This window comes from Streptomyces sp. NBC_01216 (assembly GCF_035994945.1).
GTDB lineage: Bacteria > Actinomycetota > Actinomycetes > Streptomycetales > Streptomycetaceae > Streptomyces.
In genome coordinates, this window is record NZ_CP108677.1 from 4348387 (window position 1) to 4367274 (window position 18888).

Consider the following 18888-nt stretch of genomic DNA (forward strand, 5'->3'; position numbering starts at 1 on the left):
GCGCGACGGGCGTCCCTCACCCTTCCGGGACCTCGCCGAGCTTCCGGCACCCGCGCACGCCGTGTGCCGTCCTCACGATGCGCGCTGCTCCGTCCACGCCCGCGGCGGCGAGTACATCGACCTGGCCTCCCGTGCGCGGCGTCCTCCTGCCCCCGACCCCTGGCAGACGTTCACGACGCGGGCCGTGAGCGGGGCTGCCTCCGGGCGCGGGGCCGTGCGCTCGGGCAGGATGAGGGGATGCGACCTGTGCTCGTCTACGACGGTGACTGCGCGTTCTGCACGGCATCGGTGACCTACCTCAAGCGGCGACTGCGGCCGGCCTGCGTCGTGACGCCGTGGCAGTTCGCGGATCTGGCCACCCTCGGCGTCACCCAGCAGCGGGCCGAGCACGAACTGCTGTGGGTCTCGCGGGCCGGCACGGTGTACGGCGGCGCGCAGGCCGTCGCCAGGATCCTGTTGAGCGTCGGTGGGCTCTGGGCGTGGCTGGGCGGCCTGCTCACCCTGCCTCCTCTGCGGTGGATCGCCCATGGCGTGTACCGGATCGTCGCCACCAACCGCACCCGCCTGCCCGGCGGCTCGCCGGCCTGCGCGTTGCCGCCGGACCGCAGGCCCGGCGTCCGGCCCCCCGCGGCTTAGTGCCGCGTCAGGCACGGTCGCTCGTCGAGGAGCGGCGTCCGGCGCGGTGGATCGCCAGGCGCCGCATCCACCTCCTCGTGGGCCCGCTCGGCTGACGCGCCGACGCCGTGGGACGCCGTGCCGGGCGTCGCGACGGGGCGAACGTCGCCTGACAGGTCCTCAGGGGCGACCGCGGAGCAGGGATGCGGGGTTTCCCTGCTTCGGCATGGACCCCGTGCGTGCTCCTGACGCGGTCCGGGCCGTCCGCAGCCGCCGGACCGGCCGTCGGCACAGGTCTGCCACCGCGGTGTAGAAGCGGTCCGGCAGGAACACGGCGTCGGCGATGATCATCGCACCGGAGAACAGGGGAAGTCCCATGAGTACGGCGATGCCGACGTGCATGCCGAGCAGCATGGTCAGTACCGGGTACTTGAGCCTGCCGAACAGCACGAAAGGGAAGGCGACCTGGAGGAGCACGGTCAGGTAGCCGGCCACCGCGATGGCGACCGCGTGGCCGTCCAGCCAATGGGAGAGCGCGGGCCACGGCTGGAAAAGTTCAAGGTTCAGCACGTAGTGCAGCGCGGTTCCGGCACCCCAGGTGCCGCCCTGCACCTTGTACAGGCCCGCCGCGCCGTAGAGGAAGCACACCTGGAACGCGATCACGAGGAGCCCGCAGTTGTGCACCGTCGTGACCAGAGTGCGCCGTGCCTCACGGAGTCGCGGTACCGCGCCGGACCGCCAACGGCCCCGCGTACGAGTGGCGGACCTGCGGCGGAGCCTTCGGGCGTCCAGGGACCAGCGGCGGCCGGATGCGGTGAGGACCAGGTAGAGCGCCATCAGGAGAACGAGGTTGTCGCCTCCGTCCGTCATGAAGATCGACCGCGCGTGGAACGAGGTCACCACGACGGCGAAGAGCACGGACAGGGCACGGGTCCGCCAGCCCAGCGCGAACAACGCGCAGACGACGAGAGCCGCCGCGTAGCAGCACTCGAAGTAGACCCGGCCGTCCGACAGCGTGAGCATGCTGACCCAGCCCGTCTGGTCGAAGAGCTGCCGCGCCAGTGCCGGCGTCCATGGTGAACCGGGGCCCCAGATCTCGTCGCGGTACGGGAATTCGCGCAGCAGGTAGACCAGGTAGAGCAGGCCGTACCCGATGCGCAGGACCGACACCGCGTAGAGCGAGAGGGGGCGTGCGGTCAGCAGCGTCCACGCGCGATGTGCCGAGACGGACAGACGGGCGGGCGCCCGGCGCCCGGACGCTTCGCCAGGGGACGCGGAGGAACGGATCAGGTCATTTCCCGTCAGGGGCATCGGAGTCAACCTTCCACCAGGGCAGCAGCCGTGTTTCGGCTTTCGTGGCAGAGGCACGGCGGTCAGCGGCCACAGTGCCTGGAGCGGAGACGGGCAGGGTGACCACCCGGAGCTGGATGTACTCGAACGGCTTGCCGTGCAGATCGGTCATGCGGTCGGCGGCGATGTTGCGCAGGTACTGGCGCATCATCACGGCCCGGTCCGAACGCGCGACGTCGTCGCCCCCGTGGAGTTCGACGTAGGACGTCCAGGACCGACGCAGAAGGTTCTGGGAGGTGTGGCTCGGGAAGACGCTGTGGTCGATGGCTGTTTCGTCGACCGTGGTCAGTTCGGTCCAGGGGCCGACCTGTACGGAACCGTTCCGAGCCGTGTGCGCGGTTCGTGCGGAGATTCTCCGGTTGACTGAATCCGGGTCCGGGGCGAAGAGCCGCCAGTTCTGTTCGAAGAGGGGGTAGATCCAGGCGTTCACCTGTTTGCCGTAGGTCCGGGAGACGACATTCGAGGGTGCGACGTGCAGGAACACCAGGGCGACGTGCGTCAGGGCGGTGACCAGGCAGAGGACCACCACGGTGTTCAGGGCCCTCCTCCCCGCCCGCCAGGCTCCCCGCTGCCCGGCTTCCTCTTCTCCGCGCGTGGCGTCCACGACTGGTTCCGGAGTCTCGGTCCGCCCCATGGCCCGCCCTCGCTCCTGCCTTTGCCCTGCCGCGACTTCGTCCAGCACTGCCTCGCCCTGTTCGTCTCGTCGTCCGTCTCGTGGAAGCGCGCGGCGGGCGCCCGAAGAGGCGCTCCGCCGCTCGCTGTCAGCCTTCAGCGCGCGGGCCGCGCTGCCGGCTAGCCTTCGTAGCCGCCGTGTCCCTGAGGCTTGTCGCCGTAACCGGCGTGCGCGTCGGGCTTCTCGCCGTAGCCGTATCCGCCGTGGTCGTGGCCCGGCTTGCCGCCGTGGTCGTGGCCCGGCTTGCCGCCGTCGTGACCGCCGGTCATACCTCCCTTGCCGCCCCCCGTGGTGTTGCCGGCGATGTTCCCGGCGGTGTTTCCGACGGTGTTCCCCGTGGTGGCCCCGGTGGTGCCGCCGGTGGTGCCGCCGGTCACGACCCCGCCGAGCACGCCGCCCAGCACGCCGCCGAGGACACCGCCAGTGCCGCCGCCGGTGCCGGCGGTGGTGCCGCCGGTGGTGCCGCCGGTCACGACCCCGCCGAGCACGCCGCCCAGCACGCCGCCCGTCGTGCCGGTGGTGGTGCCCGTCGTTGTGCCGGTCGTGGTGCCGGTCGTCGTGCCCGTCGTGGTTCCACCGGTGCAGGTGGCGCGGGTGATGCGGTTGGTGTCCAGAGTGACCGAGCCATTACGGGCCAGTGCCCGGCCGTCGATGCTCGCGCCGGTGGTGGCGCTGATCGAAGTCAGGGCCAGAATGTTGCCCACGAAGGTCGAGTTGGTGCCGAGCGTGGCCGAACTGCCGATCTCCCAGAACACGTTGCACGGCTGCGCACCGTTGATGAGGGCGACGCGGCTGGCCGACGCCGTCGTCAGCTCCGAGCCGACCTGGAAGACCCAGACCGCGTTGGGGTCGCCCAGGGCGTCGAGGGTGAGGGTGCCGGTCAGACCCAGGGCCGAGGAGGCGGTGTAGACGCCCGGGACCAGCGTCAGGCCCCCGGCGTTCGGCGGAAGCGCCGCGTCGGTGGCCTGGCCCGCGGCGTTGTCGAACGCCGCCACGAGGTCGGACTTGGCCTGGAGCGCGACAGCGTCCGCGGAGTGAAAGACCCCGTTCACGATCCCCGGCGGAAATCCACTGATGGCCGTACCCGGACTGACGCCGACGTCCCCGGTGATCACGGACGGGCCGGTGTTGGTGACCGACTGGCCGGCCAGGACAGCGAAACTGTCCGCGGTACCCAGCGGCACGGGAGTGGCAAGGGCGAATGCCTGGGACGGCGCCACGGCCACCAGCGCGGCGGCGACCGTGGTGGTGAGAGCCGCGGCGAGCCAGGACGAAGCGGTGCGCCGTTGCGCGGCGCGAGTGGATTTGAGCTTCATCAGAAACCGTCTTTCCTGTGTGAGGCGTCGGCTCCCGGGTGGTTCACGTCCCCGGAAGCACCCATGTTGGTCGCCAGCACACTACGCACGAAAAGGGACGCCAATCCCGGATAAACAGGGCACGTCGAAGCCTATTCTCGAATAGGAATTCAGGATCATGGGAATTGATTCTTGTTACAATTCCCCTCTGCGGGTCCATTCTGAATCGCGGAAAACGTTTCTTCGTGATGCCGAATTGTTTCTTCGGAAGTGGGTTCCTCGAACGGAAATGAAATGTGTCACATGTTCTCCTGTCGAGGCATGAGACGCGTCGACGCGCTCTTGGCCGAGGGGCCTGTCGGGTGGCCTGCCGTCGGACGGACCGGTCTCCGGCCCGCCCCGGCGCCTCGGCGCCCCGCCGTCCGGACGGCCCCGGAAGCGGACCCCGGGGGGCGGGCGTTGCACCATGGGAGGACGCGGGCGGCGCGCGGCAACGAACGAGGGAGTGGGGAACGTGGACCTCAGGGGCACGGTGGCGGCGGGGTTCGAGCCGGTCGGGGACGCGTTCCAGCGCAACTTCGAGCAGCGCGGCGAACGAGGCGCGGCGCTCGCCGTCTACCGCGACGGCGTGAAGGTCGTGGACCTCTGGGCGGGCGCCAGGGACGTCGACGGGAACGCCGCGGAAGCACCCTGGGCCGTGGACACCGCGCAGGTGGTCCGCTCGGCGACCAAAGGCGTCGCCGCAGCCGTGCCCCTGCTGCTCCACCAGCGCGGTCAGCTCGACCTGGACGCACCCGTCGGCACGTACTGGCCCGAGTTCAAGGCGGCGGGCAAGGAACGGGTGACCGTACGCCAGTCACTCGCGCACCAGGCGGGCGTACCCGTCCTGGACCGCCCGCTGACCCTCGCCGAGGCCGCCGACCGGGAGACCGCCCTGGCGGCGATCGCCGCCCAGGCTCCCGCCTGGGAACCCGGCACCGCCCACGGCTACCACGCCCACACCTTCAGCTGGCTGCTCGCCGGGCTCGTCCACCGGGTCACCGGCCGGACCATCGGCCGCTGGGTCGCCGAGGAGATCGCCCGCCCGCTCGGCCTCGACCTGTGGATAGGTCTGCCGGACGACGAGGCGTACCGCGTCGGCCGCCTCGGTCCCGTCGAGGAGACCGAACCCCCCGGCGGCGGAGCCCTGCGGCTGCGCGCCAAGCGCTCGGTCACCGAGGCATACCGCGACCCCGACTCGCTCACCCGGCGCGCCTTCGGAGCGATCGATCCCCAGCCCGACGAGAACGACCCCGCCTACCGGGCCGCCGAACTGCCCGGTTCGAGCGGCGTCTCGACCGCCCGCGCGCTGGCGCGCTTCTACGCCGCCACGCTGGGTCCCGTCGACGGAGTCCGGCTCTTCGCCCCCGCGACCCTCACCCTCGCCCGCACCGAGGAGTCCGCGGGTGGCGACCGCGTGCTCATGGTCGGCACCCGCTTCGGTCTCGGCCACATGCTCCACGGGCCGGCCTCCCCGCTGCTCGGCCCCACCTCCTTCGGACACCCCGGACGGGGCGGGTCGCTGGGCTTCGCCGACCAGGAGTCGGGCATCGCCTTCGGGTACGTGACCAACGGCATGCGCCCGACGGTGACCGCGGACCCCCGTGCCCAGGCACTGGTGCGGGCGGTGCGTTCGGTGCTGTGATCCCTCCACGAACCGCGCCCCGCGTACTTCCCCGGCCGCTTCGAGGGGCACACGGCGCTGATCACCGGCGCGGCCCGCGGCATCGGTGAGGCCACGGCCCGCCGGCTGGCCGCGGAGGGCGCCCGGGTGCTGGTGACGGCCTGGACGAGGAGGCGGTGCACGCCGCGGCCGGGACGATCCCCGCGGCCGGGAGGGCCGCGAGGCCGGGCCGGCGGCGCCGGCCGAGCGCGTCTATCCGCTCGGCCGGGGCACACCGCGGGACATCGCCGCAGCGGTCGCCTTCCTGGCCTCGGCGGACGCCTCGTGGATCACGGGCACGGTGCTGCGCGTCGACGGCGGCCTGCTCGCCGTGAACACCCATTTCCGTGAGGTGCTGGACGGGTCCGGCGGCTGAAACTCCCCTCACCCCGCATCCTTTCGTACGGGTCCGTCCGCGCTCCGGCCCATCCCGTCCTGTCGGGACCGTCTTGTCCGGCAGATGCCGGTATCCGGCGATCACGGTCCGGCAAAGGACCGGGCCCCGCCGTCGAGGGCGCGAAGGGCGCCTGATAGAGATTCAGGTCTGGCCGTCGTCCACCGCGCAGGAGCGATGACACCGCCGGGGGGATCACCGAAGTCGGGTCCCGGGCCGGGCCCGGACCCAGGAACGCATCCGCACGTGTCTCATCGTGCCCGTACAGCCGCACGGTCACGCCCTCCCGCGGTCTCACCCCGCCCGTACACCGGGACGACGGGAACGCGAAAAGGGGAGTGTGCATGGGTCGAAACGCCCGTGAGAAGGCATTCAGATGGGGTGCGGCGACGGTCGCCGCCCTCGCCGTGACCGCCGCCGGCATACCGGCGGCACAGGCCGCCACCACAGAGGAGCCCGGTCCGAAGCGGGTCGGCTCGGCTCCGAAGATCCCGCGGGGCGCCGTCCGTACGGCGGACCCGGCCGCGGGCGAGAAGCTCGACCTGAACGTCGTGCTGGAACCCCGCGACCAGGCCGCGCTGAACCGTTTCGTCGCGGCGGTCTCCGACCCCACGTCGCCGCAGTACCGCCAGTACCTCGGCACCGGCGAGTTCGCCGCCACCTTCGGCGCCGCGCCGCGGACGGTCGCGAAGGTCAGGGCCGAACTGGAGGCCAAGGGCCTCACGGTCGGCGAGCTGGAGGCAGACGGCCTCACCCTGCCGGTGACCACGACGGTCGGCGGCGCGGCGAAGGCGTTCCGGACCGACTTCGACGGCTACCGCCTGAAGGACGGCAAGAAAGGCGTCGCCAACACCGCGGCGCCGCAGTTCGACGGCGCGACGGCCGACGCCGTCCGCGGTGTCGTGGGACTGAGCAGCCTGGCCTCCTTCGAACCCCGGAACACCGGCGCGCGGCGCGCGGCCCGGGTGCAGAAGGAGAGCGACGGCAGCGGCACGGCGGCCCGCCAGCCGCGTCTGACGGGAACGACCCCGGCGCTCTGCTCCGGCATCGTGGACCTGTTCGCGGACGACTCGGACCCGAACTACCCGCCGATGCACGACAAGCAGGACTACTGGAGCGCCCGGTCGCTCGCGTCCGCCTACAACATGGCGAACCAGCCCAACGTGCAGACCGGCACCACGGTCGCCGTCTACTCGCTGGAGAACTACGACCCGAAGGACATCGCGAGCTACCAGGCGTGCCACGGCACCAAGGTGCCCGTGACGTCCGTCAAGGTCAACGGCGGCCCCACGGTCCCGGCGGGCCTCGACACCGGCGCCGGCATGGAGACCGCGCTGGACGTCCAGACCATCATCGGTCTCGCCCCGCAGTCCAAGATCCTCGTCTACCAGGGCCCCAACACCTGGGACGACGGCACGGACGTCTTCCGCAAGATCGTCACGGAGAACCGCGCCAAGGTCGTCTCCGTCAGCTGGGGCAGCTGTGAGATGAACACCCCGACCGAGGTCATGGACGCCGAGAACCTGGCGTTCCAGCAGGCCGCGGCGCAGGGGCAGACCATCGTCGCCGCGTCCGGCGACAGCGGTTCGACCGGCTGCTACTCCGACTACGACGGCAACGGCGTCCCGGACCAGCCGAACAGCGACAAGCTCGTGACCGACAACCCGGCCTCCTCGCCGTACGTCCTCGGCGTCGGCGGCACCACCATGCGGGGCTCGGTCGCCAACCAGACCACCTGGAACGGCTCCGGCGGCGGTGTCTCGCGGCACCACGCCGTGGCGGCCGACGGGTTCCAGAACGGGAGGACCGGCCCCGGCTACGGCGACGCCTGCGTCGCCGGCCCCGGCATGAAGTGCCGTCAGGTCCCGGACGTCGCCGCGGTCGGCGACGGGAACACCGGATACCCGGTCGCCTTCGGCCAGGACGGCGGCCAGTGGTGGTGGATCATCGGCGGCACCAGCGGCGCCGCCCCGGTCTGGGCCGCGCTCCTCGCCCAGGCCGACCAGGACCTCGCCTGCCAGGCCAACGGCGCGGTCGGCTACGTCCACCCGGCGCTGTACGAACTCCCGGCCGGCGCCTTCCGTGACGTGACGACCGGTCACAACAACATGACCGCGTCCGGCAACAGCAGCGGTCTCTACCAGGCCGCCGCCGGCTACGACCTCGCCACCGGCCTCGGCACGCCGAACGGCCGCGAGATCGTCAAGGGTCTGTGCCAGGCCGTCCCGCGGTCCCCGGCGACCACGTTCCACGCGCTCGCCCCGGCCCGCGTCCTCGACACCCGCGCCGGCGTCGGCCGCGCCGGCACCGCGCCCGTCGGCGCGAACGGCACGGTCAAGCTCAAGGTCACGGGCGTCGGCGGCGTCCCGGCCACCGGCGTCACCTCGGTCGTCATGAACGTCACGGTCACCGCACCGACCGCGCCCGGTTACCTGACCGCGTACCCGACCGGCACCACCCGTCCGACCGCGTCGAACATCAACTGGCTGAAGGGCCAGACCAACCCGAACCTGGTGACCGTCCCGGTCGGCAAGGACGGCTCGGTCGACCTCTACGCCGCGAGTTCCGGCACCAGCCACCTGGTCGCGGACGTGTCCGGCTACTACTCCGTCGACGAGGGGGGCAGCACCTACGTCGCCGCGGGCCCGGCCCGCGTCCTCGACACCCGTGCGGGCGTCGGCCGCGCCGGCACCTCGCCGGTCGCGGGCAAGGGCACTCTCACCCTCACCGTCGCGGGCGCCGGCGGCGTCCCGGCGAGCGGGGTCACCGCCGTCGTCCTCAACGTCACGGAGACCGCGCCGACCTCGGACGGCTACCTGGTCGTGTACCCGAGCGACACCAGCCGTCCGACCGCGTCGAACATCAACTGGCTGAAGGGCCAGACCCGGCCGAACATGGTCGTGGTGCCGGTCGGTGCGGACGGCAAGGTGAAGCTGTACAACGCCGGCGGCGGCACCGTGCACCTCATCGCCGACGTCTTCGGCTACTTCACCGACGAGACCGCGGGCGTGTCCTTCCACACCGCGGGCCCGAGCCGGCTGCTCGACACCCGCTCCGCCCTGGGCACGGGTTCGACCGCGCCGCTGGGCGCCGGCACCAACCTGGTGCTGGACCTCAACGACGGTCACACCCTGGCCAACGCCAAGGCGGTCGTCCTCAACGTGACGATCACGGCGCCGTCCACCGCCGGTTTCCTGACCGTGTGGCCCGACGGGACGTCGCTGCCGACCGCGTCCAACCTCAACTGGACGGCCGGTCAGACCACGGCCAACCTGGTGACCGTGCCCGTCGTCAACGGAAAGATCGACTTCCGTTCGAAGAGCGGCACCGTGCATGTGATCGCCGACCTGTTCGGCTACTACATGTAGGACGCCCCGGCGTCACGAAGGAGGCCCCGCCCCACCGCGTAAGCGGTGGGGCGGGGCCTCCTTCGTGACGGGGCCCGGCGCCGGGCCCCGTACGGTCAGGCGTCGCGCGGTGCCTGACCGATGCCGGCGGCCTTCGGCGCCGCCGTGGGGACCACGGGACCGTCGGCCCCGCCACGTACGAGGCTCCCGTGCCGCCGCCACGCGAGGTGCTCCGTGGGGCGGGGGAGGCGGTCACCGGGCGTTGAGGACCTGCGCCACGATCGGGCCCGCGGCGGTACCGCCGTGCCCGCCGGCCTGGACGACCGCCGCCGCGGCGAGGTCGTCGGCGAAGCCGGTGAACCAGCTGTTGGAGGTCTCCTGCCCGCCCACCTCGGCCGAGCCGGTCTTCGCGCCCTTGTCGCCGCGGACCGAGGCCATCGCCTTCGCGCCGGTGCCGCCGGTGGCCGTCAGGCGCATCATGTCGCGCAACTGGCGGGCCACCGAGAGGGGCAGGGACCGCCGGGCGGTGGCGATGGGCCGGTCGTCCAGGCCCTTGCTCACGAGGACCGGCTGCCGGAAGGTCCCGTCCTTGGCGGTGGCGGTGATCGAGGCCATGTTGAGCGCGTTCATCTGCACGGTGCCCTGCCCGATGTACTGGGCGGCGGCCTCGCCGCCCGTCTCGGCGGGGATGCTGCCGTCGTAGCTGTCCACGCCCGTCTGCCAGTCCAGGCCGATCCCGAAGACCTCCTCGGCCTCCTTGCCCAGCGCCGCGTCGTCGTGGACGTCGTCGATCTTCTTGATGAAGGCGGTGTTGCAGGACTGCGCGAAGCTCCGCGAGAAGGGCACGTCGCCGAGCGCGAAGTGGTCCAGGTTGTGGAAGCTCCGGCCGTAGTACATCGCGTCGCGCGGGCACTCGGTGGGCCGGTCGGCCTTCACCAGGCCCTTCTCCAGGAGCAGGGCCGCGGTGACGATCTTCAGGGTGGAGCCGGGGGCCTGCTTGCCGAGGAAGGCCGTGTTGTAGCCGGTGGCGGGGTTGTTGGCGACGGCCCGGATCTCGCCCGTGGACGGCTTCACCGCGACCACCGAGGACTGCGCGTGCTGCCGTACCGCCCGCTCGGCCGCGGCCTGCACGCCGGCGTCGATGGTCGTCTTCAGCAGTCCGGGCTCGCCCTCGCGGAGCGTCAGCAGGGTGGAGTCGGGGACGTTCTCGTCGCGGGACTCCAGCCAGGTCTCGACGCCCGTGGTGCCGCCGGCCGCGGCGCCGTACTTCTCGCGGAGCTTGTCGAGGAGCGGGCCGAGCGAGGGGTACTTCTCCTTGGTCAGTTCGACGCCCTCGCGGTCGACGGTCCTGACGGCGGCGGCCTTCGCGGTGCCCGTGCGCAGCCGGGTCTCCGCGGTCAGCCTCGGATGCAGGACGGAGGGTTTCCAGTCGACCAGGGGCCGCCCGGTGCTCAGCCCCCGGACGACGGTCAGCCGTGAGGCGTAGGTCCAGGACTTCGACCGGCCCTCGTACGTCACGGTGGCGTCGACCGTGAACGGGACGGTGGTGCCCTCGGGCTCGCCCGGGGTGATGACCGCCTTGGAGACCAGCGCGCCCTCGCGGTAGTCGAGCACGGCCGGGCCGGCCGCGACGGGGTCGTTGGTCAGCTGTGCCGCCCGGTCCGATTCCCCGGCCGCCCAGGCGGCGAGGAAGCTCTCCGCCGTGGAGGCGATCTCGTCGGCCCCGAGACGGCCGGATCGTTTCTCCTCGGAACCGGATTTCGACGACAGGCCGGAATCGTTTCCCCCGGTTATTCCGGACCAGAGATTATAGCCGCCGTATCCGACGCCGCTCGCCACCACGGCGAACACCCCTCCGACGATCGCGACCTTGGCTCCACTGCGCATGACTGCGAATCCCCTCCCCAGGTGGTCGCCGCAGTCAACCATCGGCCCGGTCCGCGTGTCGAGCGGGATCCGGTCACACAGGAACCCCCGAGGCCGGTCGTGGCGCGGGCTCCGCCTCCCTTCTCGCGCCTCGCCCGCGCGGCGCCGAGGGTTTGCGGGGAATCAAGGTCCCGCTTCCCCGTAAGCCCTCAGATCCAGGTGTCCAGCCACATCCTGTTCCGCCACTGGTCCATCGGAATCGCCGTTCCGGTGTACAGCGGCCAGAAATACACGAAATTCCAGATGATGAGGAGAACCAGCACCCCGGCACCGGCCGCGCCGAATGTCCGGCGCCTTTCCGAGGAGCCCGGCGGTCCGATGATCGCGCCGATCATCATCGTCACCGCGAGGCACAGGAAAGGCACGAACACCACCGCGTAGAAGAGGAAGATGGTGCGTTCCTGGTAGAGGAACCACGGCAACCAGCCCGCCGCGATCCCGCAGGCGATCGCGCCCGCCCGCCAGTCCCGGCGGAAGAACCAGCGCCACAGCACGTAGAGGATCGCGAAGCAGGCCGCCCACCACAGCAACGGCGTGCCGATGGCCAGGACCTCCTGCGCGCACTTCTCCGTCGCGGTCGGGGGACAGCCGGCCTCACCGGGCGCCGGACTCTCGTAGAAGTACGAGACGGGGCGCCCCAGGACGATCCAGCTCCACGGGTTCGACTGGTACGTGTGGTGCGAGGTCAGGTGCACGTGGAACTGGTAGACCTCGCTCTCGTAGTGCCACAGGCTCCGCAGCCACTCCGGCAGCCACGACCAGAAGCCGCCCCCGTTCACCTTGTCCTGCTCGGCCGCCCAGTGACGGAAGTACCCCTTGTCCGTGCTGATCCAGCCCGTCCAGGTGGCCAGGTAGGTCAGCACCGAGACCGGGACCACCGAGACGAAGGCCGGAAGCAGATCCCGGCGGGCCACCGCCGCGTACGGGCGGAACGCTCCGGCCGTACGCCGGGCGCCCGCGTCCCACAACACCGCCATCAGGCCGAACGCGGCCATGACGTAGAGCCCGTTCCACTTCGTCGCGAACGCCAGGCCCAGCATCACCCCGCCCGCCAGCCGCCACGGCCGCAGACCCAGCCGCAGGGTCGCCGCGACCGTGTCGTCGGGGCGCAGCACCCCTTCCTCGTCCTCCGGCAGGGCAGCGGCCAGCCGGAGGCGCGCCCAGTCGCGGTCGATCAGGAGACAGCCGAAGGCGCCGAGCACGAAGAACATCAGCACCTGGTCGAGCAGCGCCGTGCGGCTCATCACGAAGTGCAGGCCGTCCACGGCGAGCAGCGTTCCCGCCAGACAGCCGAGGAACGTCGAACGGAACAGCCGGCGGCCGATCCGGCAGAGCATCAGCACCGACAGCGTGCCGAGCAGAGCCACCATGAACCGCCAGCCGAAGGGCGTGAAGTCGAAGATCTTCTCGCCCAGGCCGATGACCCACTTGCCCATCGGCGGGTGCACCACGTAGCCGGGATCCGTCGGCACGATCACGCTCGACGGATCGCTCAGGATCGTCTTGTCGATGTCCTTCGGCCAGGCCCCCTCGTACCCCTGGTTGATCAGGGCCCAGGAGTCCTTGGCGTAGTACGTCTCGTCGAATATCACCGCGTGCGGCTTGCCCAGGTTCCAGAACCGGAGCAGCCCGGCGAAGGCCGCGACCAGCAGCGGGCCGCCCCAGGCCGACAGCCGCCACAGCCGCTCGCCCGCGCCCGGTGACACCCCGAGCAGCGCCCACAGCCCCTGCGAGGGCCGGGTGTACGGCGGCACGAGGCGCTCCCGCAGCCCCGGCCCCTTCGCCCCGCGTGCCGGGGGTGTGTAGCCGAAGCGCCGCAGACGGTGCTGCCATGCCGGCGTCGTCGAGACCGATGAGGGCTCTTCCACGGCGCGTTGACCCTCCGGGGCCTCAGGTGCGGTACTGGTCACGGCGCCATCGTAGGGAACGTGTCTGTGCGAGTCGCCTCCGAAGGGCTGCGAGGATGGGCCATGTGACAGGAACGGTGACCGGAACGCTCGTACTCGCAGGCACTCCCATCGGTGACATCGCGGACGCCCCGCCACGGCTCGCCGCCGAACTCCAGGCGGCCGACATCGTGGCCGCGGAGGACACCCGCAGGCTGCGCGGCCTGACCCGCGCCCTCGGGGTACACACCTCCGGGCGCGTCGTCTCCTACTTCGAGGGCAACGAGGCCGCCCGCACGCCCGAGCTGGTCGAGGCGCTCGCCGGCGGTGCCCGGGTCCTGCTCGTCACCGACGCCGGCATGCCCTCCGTCTCCGACCCGGGGTACCGGCTGGTCGCCGCCGCGGTGGAGCGGGACATCAAGGTCACCGCCGTCCCCGGCCCCTCCGCCGTACTCACCGCGCTCGCCCTGTCCGGGCTGCCCGTGGACCGGTTCTGCTTCGAGGGCTTCCTGCCCCGCAAGGCCGGTGAGCGGCTCGGCCGGCTCCGTGAGGTCGCCGGGGAGCGCCGGACCCTCGTCTACTTCGAGGCCCCGCACCGGCTCGACGACACCCTCGCCGCGATGGCCGAGGTCTTCGGGGCGGAGCGCCGTGCCGCCGTCTGCCGTGAGCTGACCAAGACGTACGAGGAGGTCAGGCGCGGCGGTCTCGGGGAGCTCGCGGCGTGGGCGGCCGAAGGCGTCCGGGGTGAGATCACCGTGGTCGTCGAGGGTGCCCCGGAGACCGGGCCGGCGGAGTTCGGAGCCGAGGAGCTGGTGCGCAGGGTGCGGGTGCGGGAGGAGGCGGGGGAGCGGCGCAAGGAGGCCATCGCCGCCGTCGCCGCGGAGGCGGGGCTTCCCAAGCGGGAGGTGTTCGATGCCGTCGTCGCGGCAAAGAACGCGGCTGCGCAGAGCCCCGTGAACGGTAAAGGACTATCGTGAAAGGCAAAGCGAAACCCGCGCGGCGGGCCCGCTGAGGGCCTCAGGGCAAGGGAAGACCAAAGAGCCTTCCATTGTTGCACCGGCGCTGATGCGCTCCGGCCCTGAAAGGCGTCCACTGGATCAGTGGAGAGGAGCTGGCATGAGTGAGATCACCGGCACCGGCGCACCCGTCGCGCACGAGGCGTACGCCTTCGCCTGCATGCGCTGCGGATACGGCTGGGAGCAGGAGTACGACATCGAGCACCATGTCGACGCGACCGGTCAGACAATGGTCGTCTACAAGGCGGGCGGCGCACGCGTACCGTCCCCGCTGTCCAGCCCGACCTGCATGAACTGCGGCGGGCACGTCGTCCGCATCATGCGGGCCGGACAGGTTTCCTCGGTCCTCGACCTGATGGCCGCGACCGAACAGCACCGGCGCGGAGCCCGGGCGACGAAGCCGGTGTCGCCGGCCGGACCCATCGGACAGGAACTCACCGAAGGCCCCACCGAGGAGAACGCGCGCCCCGAGAAGCCCGACCACCACTGGCACCTCTCGGACCTGCTGCACCCCTTCCAGCACCGTAAGTGAGCCACCCCGTCGCGCCCGGACGCCCGGCCCCGGGCCACTCTCCGACCGTCCGGCCCCTCGTACCATCGGGGCCATGAGTTCCAAGGACACCCCGCCGCCGCTGCCCGAGCCCCTTCCGGTGCCGGTGGCGGACTCCCACACCCATCTGGACATGCAGTCCGGCACCGTCGAGGAGGCCCTGACCAAGGCCGCCGCCGTGGGGGTCACGACCGTCGTCCAGGTCGGCTGCGACCTCAAGGGCTCACAGTGGGCCGCCGAGACCGCCGCCGCCCACGAGCAGGTGCACGCGGCCGTCGCCCTGCACCCGAACGAGGCCCCCCGGATCGTCCTCGGGGTGCCGGAGGACCCCTCCATGCCCGCCGGGACGGACGCCGGCCCGTCCCGCCGCGCGGCCCGCGAGGCCGGCGGCGACGCGGCACTCGAGGAGGCGCTCGCCGAGATCGACCGGCTGGCTTCCCTTCCGCACGTCCGGGCCGTCGGGGAGACCGGACTGGACTGCTTCCGCACCGGCCCCGAGGGCATGGCCGCCCAGGAACGCTCCTTCCGCGCCCACATCGAGATCGCCAAGCGGCACGGCAAGGCGCTCGTGATCCACGACCGGGACGCCCACGCCGACGTGCTGCGGGTCCTCGAGGAGGAGGGCGCGCCGGAGCGGACCGTCTTCCACTGCTACTCCGGTGACGCCGAGATGGCCCGGATCTGCGGGGCCAGGGGCTACTACCTGTCCTTCGCCGGGAACATGACCTTCAAGAACGCCCAGCCGCTGCGCGACGCCCTCGCCGTCGCCCCGCTGGAACGCGTGCTGGTCGAGACGGACGCCCCCTTCCTCACCCCCGCCCCGTACCGAGGCCGCCCCAACGCGCCCTACCTGATCCCCGTCACCGTCCGCGCCATGGCCGCCGTGCGCGGTATCGGCGAGGAGGAGCTCTGCGAAGCCCTCGCCCACAACACCGCGCAGGCATTCGACTACTGATCCATAATGGTTACGTCACGCAGTCGAGTAGTCATCGAGAGTCACCACCCTCCGGGATAGGGTCCCGGCCTCGTGAGCACTTCCCAGGGCGGTCACCGCGCCCTACGCGGGCAGCCGGCGGGCACACCGCCCCTCCGGCAGCAGACCCCGGCCACGCCGCCCGTCGTCCCGGGGCAGGCCGGCCGGGCCCCGGCCCGGCGGGCCGCACGCCGCCGCCGGACGTCCCCCTTCGCCGTCCAGGGCCTGCGGCGCATCGTCCCGCAGGCCCTCGTCGTCGCGTTCCTGGCCGGCGGCACCAGCGCCTTCGTCGCCGACGACAAGACCGTCCGGCTCTCCGTCGACGGCGTCCCGCGTACCCTGCACACCTTCGCCGACGACGTGGGCGAGCTCCTCGCCCACGAGGGTCTGGCGATCGGGGCGCACGACCTCGTCGCCCCCGCCCCCGACGGCCGGCTGACGAGCGGCGTCGACGTCGTCGTCCGCTACGGCCGGCTCGTGCGGCTGACCCTCGACGGGCAGCGCCGCGAAGTCTGGACCACCGCCAGGACCGTCGACGACGTCCTGCGCCGGCTCGGCGTCCGCGCCGAGGGCGCCTACCTCTCCGTCTCCCGCTCGACCACCGTCTCCCGCCACGGCCTCGCCCTCGACGTCCGCACCGAACGGACGGTCACCCTCCTCGCCGACGGCCGCGAGCGCGTCCTGCGCACCAACGCCGCCACCGTCCGCGAGGCCGTCGAGGAGGCCGGCATCACGCTCTCCGGCCAGGACACCACCTCCGTGCCGCTCGACTCCTTCCCGGGTGACGGCCAGACGATCACCGTCCTGCGCGTCACCGGCACCCGGGAGGTCCGCGAGGAACCGGTCCCGTACGCCGTCGAGCGGACCCGCGACCCCCGGCTGTTCGCCGGCACCGAGGTCGTCGAACGGCAGGGCCGGGCGGGCGTGCGCCGCGTCGTCTACGCGCTGCGGACCGTCGACGGCGTCCCGCAGCGCCCGCGGCGGATCGGCGAGGAGATCGTCCGCGAACCCGTGACCAGGAAGGTCCGGGTCGGCATCCGGCGACCGCCCTCCTCGGTGGCCGGAGCCGACGGCCTCGATTGGGGCGCGCTGGCCGCGTGCGAGTCCGGCGGCCGGCCCGACGCCGTCGATCCGTCGGGCACCTACGGCGGGCTGTACCAGTTCGATCCCGCCACCTGGCGCGCGCTCGGCGGCAGCGGCGCCGCCCAGAACGCGCCGGCCACGGAACAGACGTACCGGGCGAAGAAGCTCTACGTGCAGCGGGGGGCGAGTCCCTGGCCCCACTGCGGCCGTAGGCTGTACCGGTGAGCAACACCGATCCCGACGCCCTCCTCGGCCCCGCCGACATCCGCGAACTGGCGGCGGCGCTTGGCGTCCGCCCGACCAAACAGCGCGGCCAGAACTTCGTCATCGACGCCAACACGGTCCGGCGGATCGTCCGCACGGCCGACGTGCGCCCCGACGACGTGGTCGTGGAGGTGGGACCGGGACTCGGGTCCCTCACCCTGGCCCTGCTGGAGGCCGCGGACCGGGTGACGGCCGTCGAGATCGACGACGTCCTCGCCGGCGCGCTGCCCGCGACGATCGCGGCCCGGATGCCCGGCCGGAAGGACCGCTTCGCGCTCGTGCACTCCGACGCGATGCACGTCCGGGAGCTGCCGGGCCCGCCGCCGACGGCGCTGGTCGCCAACCTGCCCTACAACGTGGCCGTCCCGGTCCTGCTGCACATGCTGGACCGCTTCCCGACGATCGAGCGGACCCTGGTCATGGTCCAGGCCGAGGTCGCCGACCGGCTCGCCGCCCGGCCCGGGAACAAGGTCTACGGCGTGCCCTCGGTCAAGGCCAACTGGTACGCCGAGGTCAAGCGGGCCGGCGCGATCGGCCGGAACGTCTTCTGGCCGGCCCCGAACGTCGACTCCGGACTGGTCTCCCTGGTCCGCCGGACCGAACCGGTCGCCACCACCGCGTCCAAGGCCGAGGTCTTCGCGGTCGTGGACGCGGCCTTCGCCCAGCGCCGCAAGACCCTGCGGGCCGCGCTGGCCGGCTGGGCCGGCTCGCCCGCCGCGGCCGAGGAGGCCCTGGTGGCGGCGGGCGTCTCGCCGCAGGCCCGCGGCGAGGCACTGACGGTGGAGCAGTTCGCGCGGATCGCGGAGGCGAAGAAGTGAGCACCGTCGAAGAGGACACCGCCCCGGACACGGGCGCGCCGGCCGGCGGCGTCACCGTACGCGTCCCCGCCAAGGTCAACGTGCAGCTCGCCGTCGGCGCGGCGCGCCCCGACGGATTCCACGACCTGGCCAACGTCTTCCTCGCCGTCTCCCTGTACGACGAGGTGACGGCCACCCCGGCGACCGGCCTGACCGTCACCTGCGAGGGACCGGACGCCGGCCAGGTCCCCCTGGACCGGACGAACCTGGCCGCCCGCGCCGCCGTCCTCCTCGCCGCCCGGCACGGCATCACCCCGGACGTCCACCTCCACATCGTCAAGGACATCCCGGTGGCCGGCGGCATGGCCGGCGGCAGCGCCGACGCCGCCGGGGCCCTGCTCGCCTGCGACACCCTCTGGGGCCTGCGCTCCTCGCGCGCCGAACTCCTGGAGATCTGCGCCGAACTCGGCAGCGACGTGCCGTTCAGCCTTGTCGGAGGCGCCGCCCTCGGCACCGGCCGCGGCGAGCGACTGACCGGGGCGGAGGTCGGCGGCACCTTCCACTGGGTGTTCGCCGTCGCCGACGGCGGCCTGTCCACCCCGGCCGTCTACGGAGAGTTCGACCGCCTCAACGAAGGCGTCGACGTGCCCGAACCCGTGGCCTCCCCGACGCTCCTGGAGGCCCTGCGCACCGGGGACGCCGGCGCGCTCGCCGGGGCCCTGGCCAACGGCCTCCAGCCGGCGGCCCTCTCCCTGCGGCCCTCGCTGTCCGCGACCCTGGAGGCCGGACTGACGGCCGGTGCGCTCGCCGCCCTCGTCTCCGGCTCGGGCCCGACGACCGCGTTCCTGGTGAAGGACGCCGAGTCCGCCGCGTCCGTCGCGGCGGCCCTCGTCTCCTCGGGCACCTGCCGCACGGCGCGCACGGCCACCTCACCGGCACCCGGCGCCACCGTCCGGTAGGCACACCCGGCGCCGCACAGTGGCGGAGTTCTCCGCGGCTCTGTCGTGACGCTCAGGT

14 protein-coding genes and 2 pseudogenes are annotated in these 18888 nt (G+C 72.4%); 11 read left to right on the forward strand and 5 right to left on the reverse strand.

Annotated features, from left to right (window positions below; genetic code table 11):
- Positions 1 to 237: 237 nt before the first annotated feature.
- On the forward strand, positions 238 to 636 hold the full coding sequence (locus OG393_RS19370; RefSeq protein ID WP_327375929.1) for a thiol-disulfide oxidoreductase DCC family protein: 399 nt from the start codon (positions 238 to 240) through the stop codon (positions 634 to 636).
- 159 nt (positions 637 to 795) lie between these two features.
- Here OG393_RS19370 and OG393_RS19375 read toward each other — a convergent pair whose 3' ends face one another.
- The 3 genes from OG393_RS19375 to OG393_RS19385 form a co-directional block, all read right to left on the reverse strand.
- Positions 796 to 1926 carry an HTTM domain-containing protein gene (locus OG393_RS19375; RefSeq protein ID WP_327375930.1) on the reverse strand — a complete coding sequence of 377 codons (1131 nt, stop codon included), beginning with the start codon at positions 1924 to 1926 and terminating at the stop codon, positions 796 to 798.
- Complete coding sequence (locus OG393_RS19380; RefSeq protein WP_327375932.1) at positions 1907 to 2569, reverse strand: DUF5819 family protein; 663 nt, start codon at positions 2567 to 2569, stop codon at positions 1907 to 1909. The genes OG393_RS19375 and OG393_RS19380 overlap by 20 nt, the downstream gene beginning before the upstream one ends.
- A 188-nt stretch (positions 2570 to 2757) precedes the next feature.
- On the reverse strand, positions 2758 to 3954 hold the full coding sequence (locus OG393_RS19385; RefSeq protein ID WP_327375933.1) for an ice-binding family protein: 1197 nt from the start codon (positions 3952 to 3954) through the stop codon (positions 2758 to 2760).
- 445 nt (positions 3955 to 4399) lie between these two features.
- Between OG393_RS19385 and OG393_RS19390 the strand changes: the two genes are divergently transcribed.
- The 4 genes and pseudogenes from OG393_RS19390 (at position 4400) to OG393_RS19400 (ending at position 9397) form a co-directional block, all read left to right on the forward strand.
- Entirely contained in the window at positions 4400 to 5617 is a 1218-nt protein-coding gene (locus tag OG393_RS19390) for a serine hydrolase domain-containing protein (protein ID WP_327375934.1), read from the forward strand.
- A 57-nt stretch (positions 5618 to 5674) separates the two neighbouring features.
- A pseudogene (locus tag OG393_RS35510) lies at positions 5675 to 5817 on the forward strand (SDR family NAD(P)-dependent oxidoreductase); the annotation flags it as partial.
- A gap of 20 nt (positions 5818 to 5837) precedes the next feature.
- Positions 5838 to 6011: pseudogene (locus OG393_RS19395) on the forward strand (SDR family oxidoreductase); the annotation flags it as partial.
- A gap of 362 nt (positions 6012 to 6373) precedes the next feature.
- The gene (locus OG393_RS19400) at positions 6374 to 9397 is read left to right on the forward strand and encodes a S53 family peptidase (protein WP_327375935.1); all 3024 of its coding nucleotides are present in this window, start codon (positions 6374 to 6376) and stop codon (positions 9395 to 9397) included.
- 231 nt (positions 9398 to 9628) lie between these two features.
- Here the strand turns inward: OG393_RS19400 and OG393_RS19405 are convergent, their stop codons facing one another.
- Positions 9629 to 11263, reverse strand: coding sequence for a penicillin-binding transpeptidase domain-containing protein (locus OG393_RS19405; RefSeq protein WP_327375936.1), 1635 nt, complete (start codon positions 11261 to 11263; stop codon positions 9629 to 9631).
- Between the two features lie 188 nt (positions 11264 to 11451).
- Complete coding sequence (locus tag OG393_RS19410) at positions 11452 to 13212, reverse strand: dolichyl-phosphate-mannose--protein mannosyltransferase (RefSeq protein ID WP_327375937.1); 1761 nt, start codon at positions 13210 to 13212, stop codon at positions 11452 to 11454.
- Between the two features lie 74 nt (positions 13213 to 13286).
- Between OG393_RS19410 and rsmI the strand changes: the two genes are divergently transcribed.
- The 6 genes from rsmI to OG393_RS19440 all read left to right on the forward strand — a co-directional run bounded on the left by rsmI (position 13287) and on the right by OG393_RS19440 (position 18830).
- The gene (rsmI, locus tag OG393_RS19415; protein ID WP_327378477.1) at positions 13287 to 14165 is read left to right on the forward strand and encodes a 16S rRNA (cytidine(1402)-2'-O)-methyltransferase; all 879 of its coding nucleotides are present in this window, start codon (positions 13287 to 13289) and stop codon (positions 14163 to 14165) included.
- A 139-nt stretch (positions 14166 to 14304) separates the two neighbouring features.
- A complete protein-coding gene (locus OG393_RS19420; protein WP_327375938.1) occupies positions 14305 to 14736 on the forward strand; it encodes a hypothetical protein in 432 nt (143 codons plus the stop codon).
- Positions 14737 to 14809: 73 nt separating this feature from the next.
- Entirely contained in the window at positions 14810 to 15709 is a 900-nt protein-coding gene (locus tag OG393_RS19425) for a TatD family hydrolase (RefSeq protein ID WP_327375939.1), read from the forward strand.
- Positions 15710 to 15781: 72 nt separating this feature from the next.
- Positions 15782 to 17035, forward strand: coding sequence for a ubiquitin-like domain-containing protein (locus OG393_RS19430; RefSeq protein ID WP_327375940.1), 1254 nt, complete (start codon positions 15782 to 15784; stop codon positions 17033 to 17035).
- Entirely contained in the window at positions 17032 to 17892 is an 861-nt protein-coding gene (gene rsmA, locus OG393_RS19435; RefSeq protein ID WP_327375941.1) for a 16S rRNA (adenine(1518)-N(6)/adenine(1519)-N(6))-dimethyltransferase RsmA, read from the forward strand. The genes OG393_RS19430 and rsmA overlap by 4 nt, the downstream gene beginning before the upstream one ends.
- Positions 17889 to 18830 carry a 4-(cytidine 5'-diphospho)-2-C-methyl-D-erythritol kinase gene (locus OG393_RS19440; RefSeq protein ID WP_327375942.1) on the forward strand — a complete coding sequence of 314 codons (942 nt, stop codon included), beginning with the start codon at positions 17889 to 17891 and terminating at the stop codon, positions 18828 to 18830. Before rsmA ends, OG393_RS19440 begins: the two co-directional genes overlap by 4 nt.
- Positions 18831 to 18888: the final 58 nt, after the last annotated feature.

Coding starts and splice junctions, on each gene's coding strand:
- OG393_RS19420 (WP_327375938.1), top strand. CDS start 14,305: ATGAGTGAGATCACCGGCACCGGCGCACCCGTCGCGCACGAGGCGTAC.
- OG393_RS19425 (WP_327375939.1), top strand. CDS start 14,810: ATGAGTTCCAAGGACACCCCGCCGCCGCTGCCCGAGCCCCTTCCGGTG.
- OG393_RS19400 (WP_327375935.1), top strand. CDS start 6,374: ATGGGTCGAAACGCCCGTGAGAAGGCATTCAGATGGGGTGCGGCGACG.
- OG393_RS19370 (WP_327375929.1), top strand. CDS start 238: ATGCGACCTGTGCTCGTCTACGACGGTGACTGCGCGTTCTGCACGGCA.
- OG393_RS19385 (WP_327375933.1), bottom strand. CDS start 3,954: ATGAAGCTCAAATCCACTCGCGCCGCGCAACGGCGCACCGCTTCGTCC.
- OG393_RS19375 (WP_327375930.1), bottom strand. CDS start 1,926: ATGCCCCTGACGGGAAATGACCTGATCCGTTCCTCCGCGTCCCCTGGC.
- OG393_RS19390 (WP_327375934.1), top strand. CDS start 4,400: ATGGGAGGACGCGGGCGGCGCGCGGCAACGAACGAGGGAGTGGGGAAC.
- OG393_RS19405 (WP_327375936.1), bottom strand. CDS start 11,263: ATGCGCAGTGGAGCCAAGGTCGCGATCGTCGGAGGGGTGTTCGCCGTG.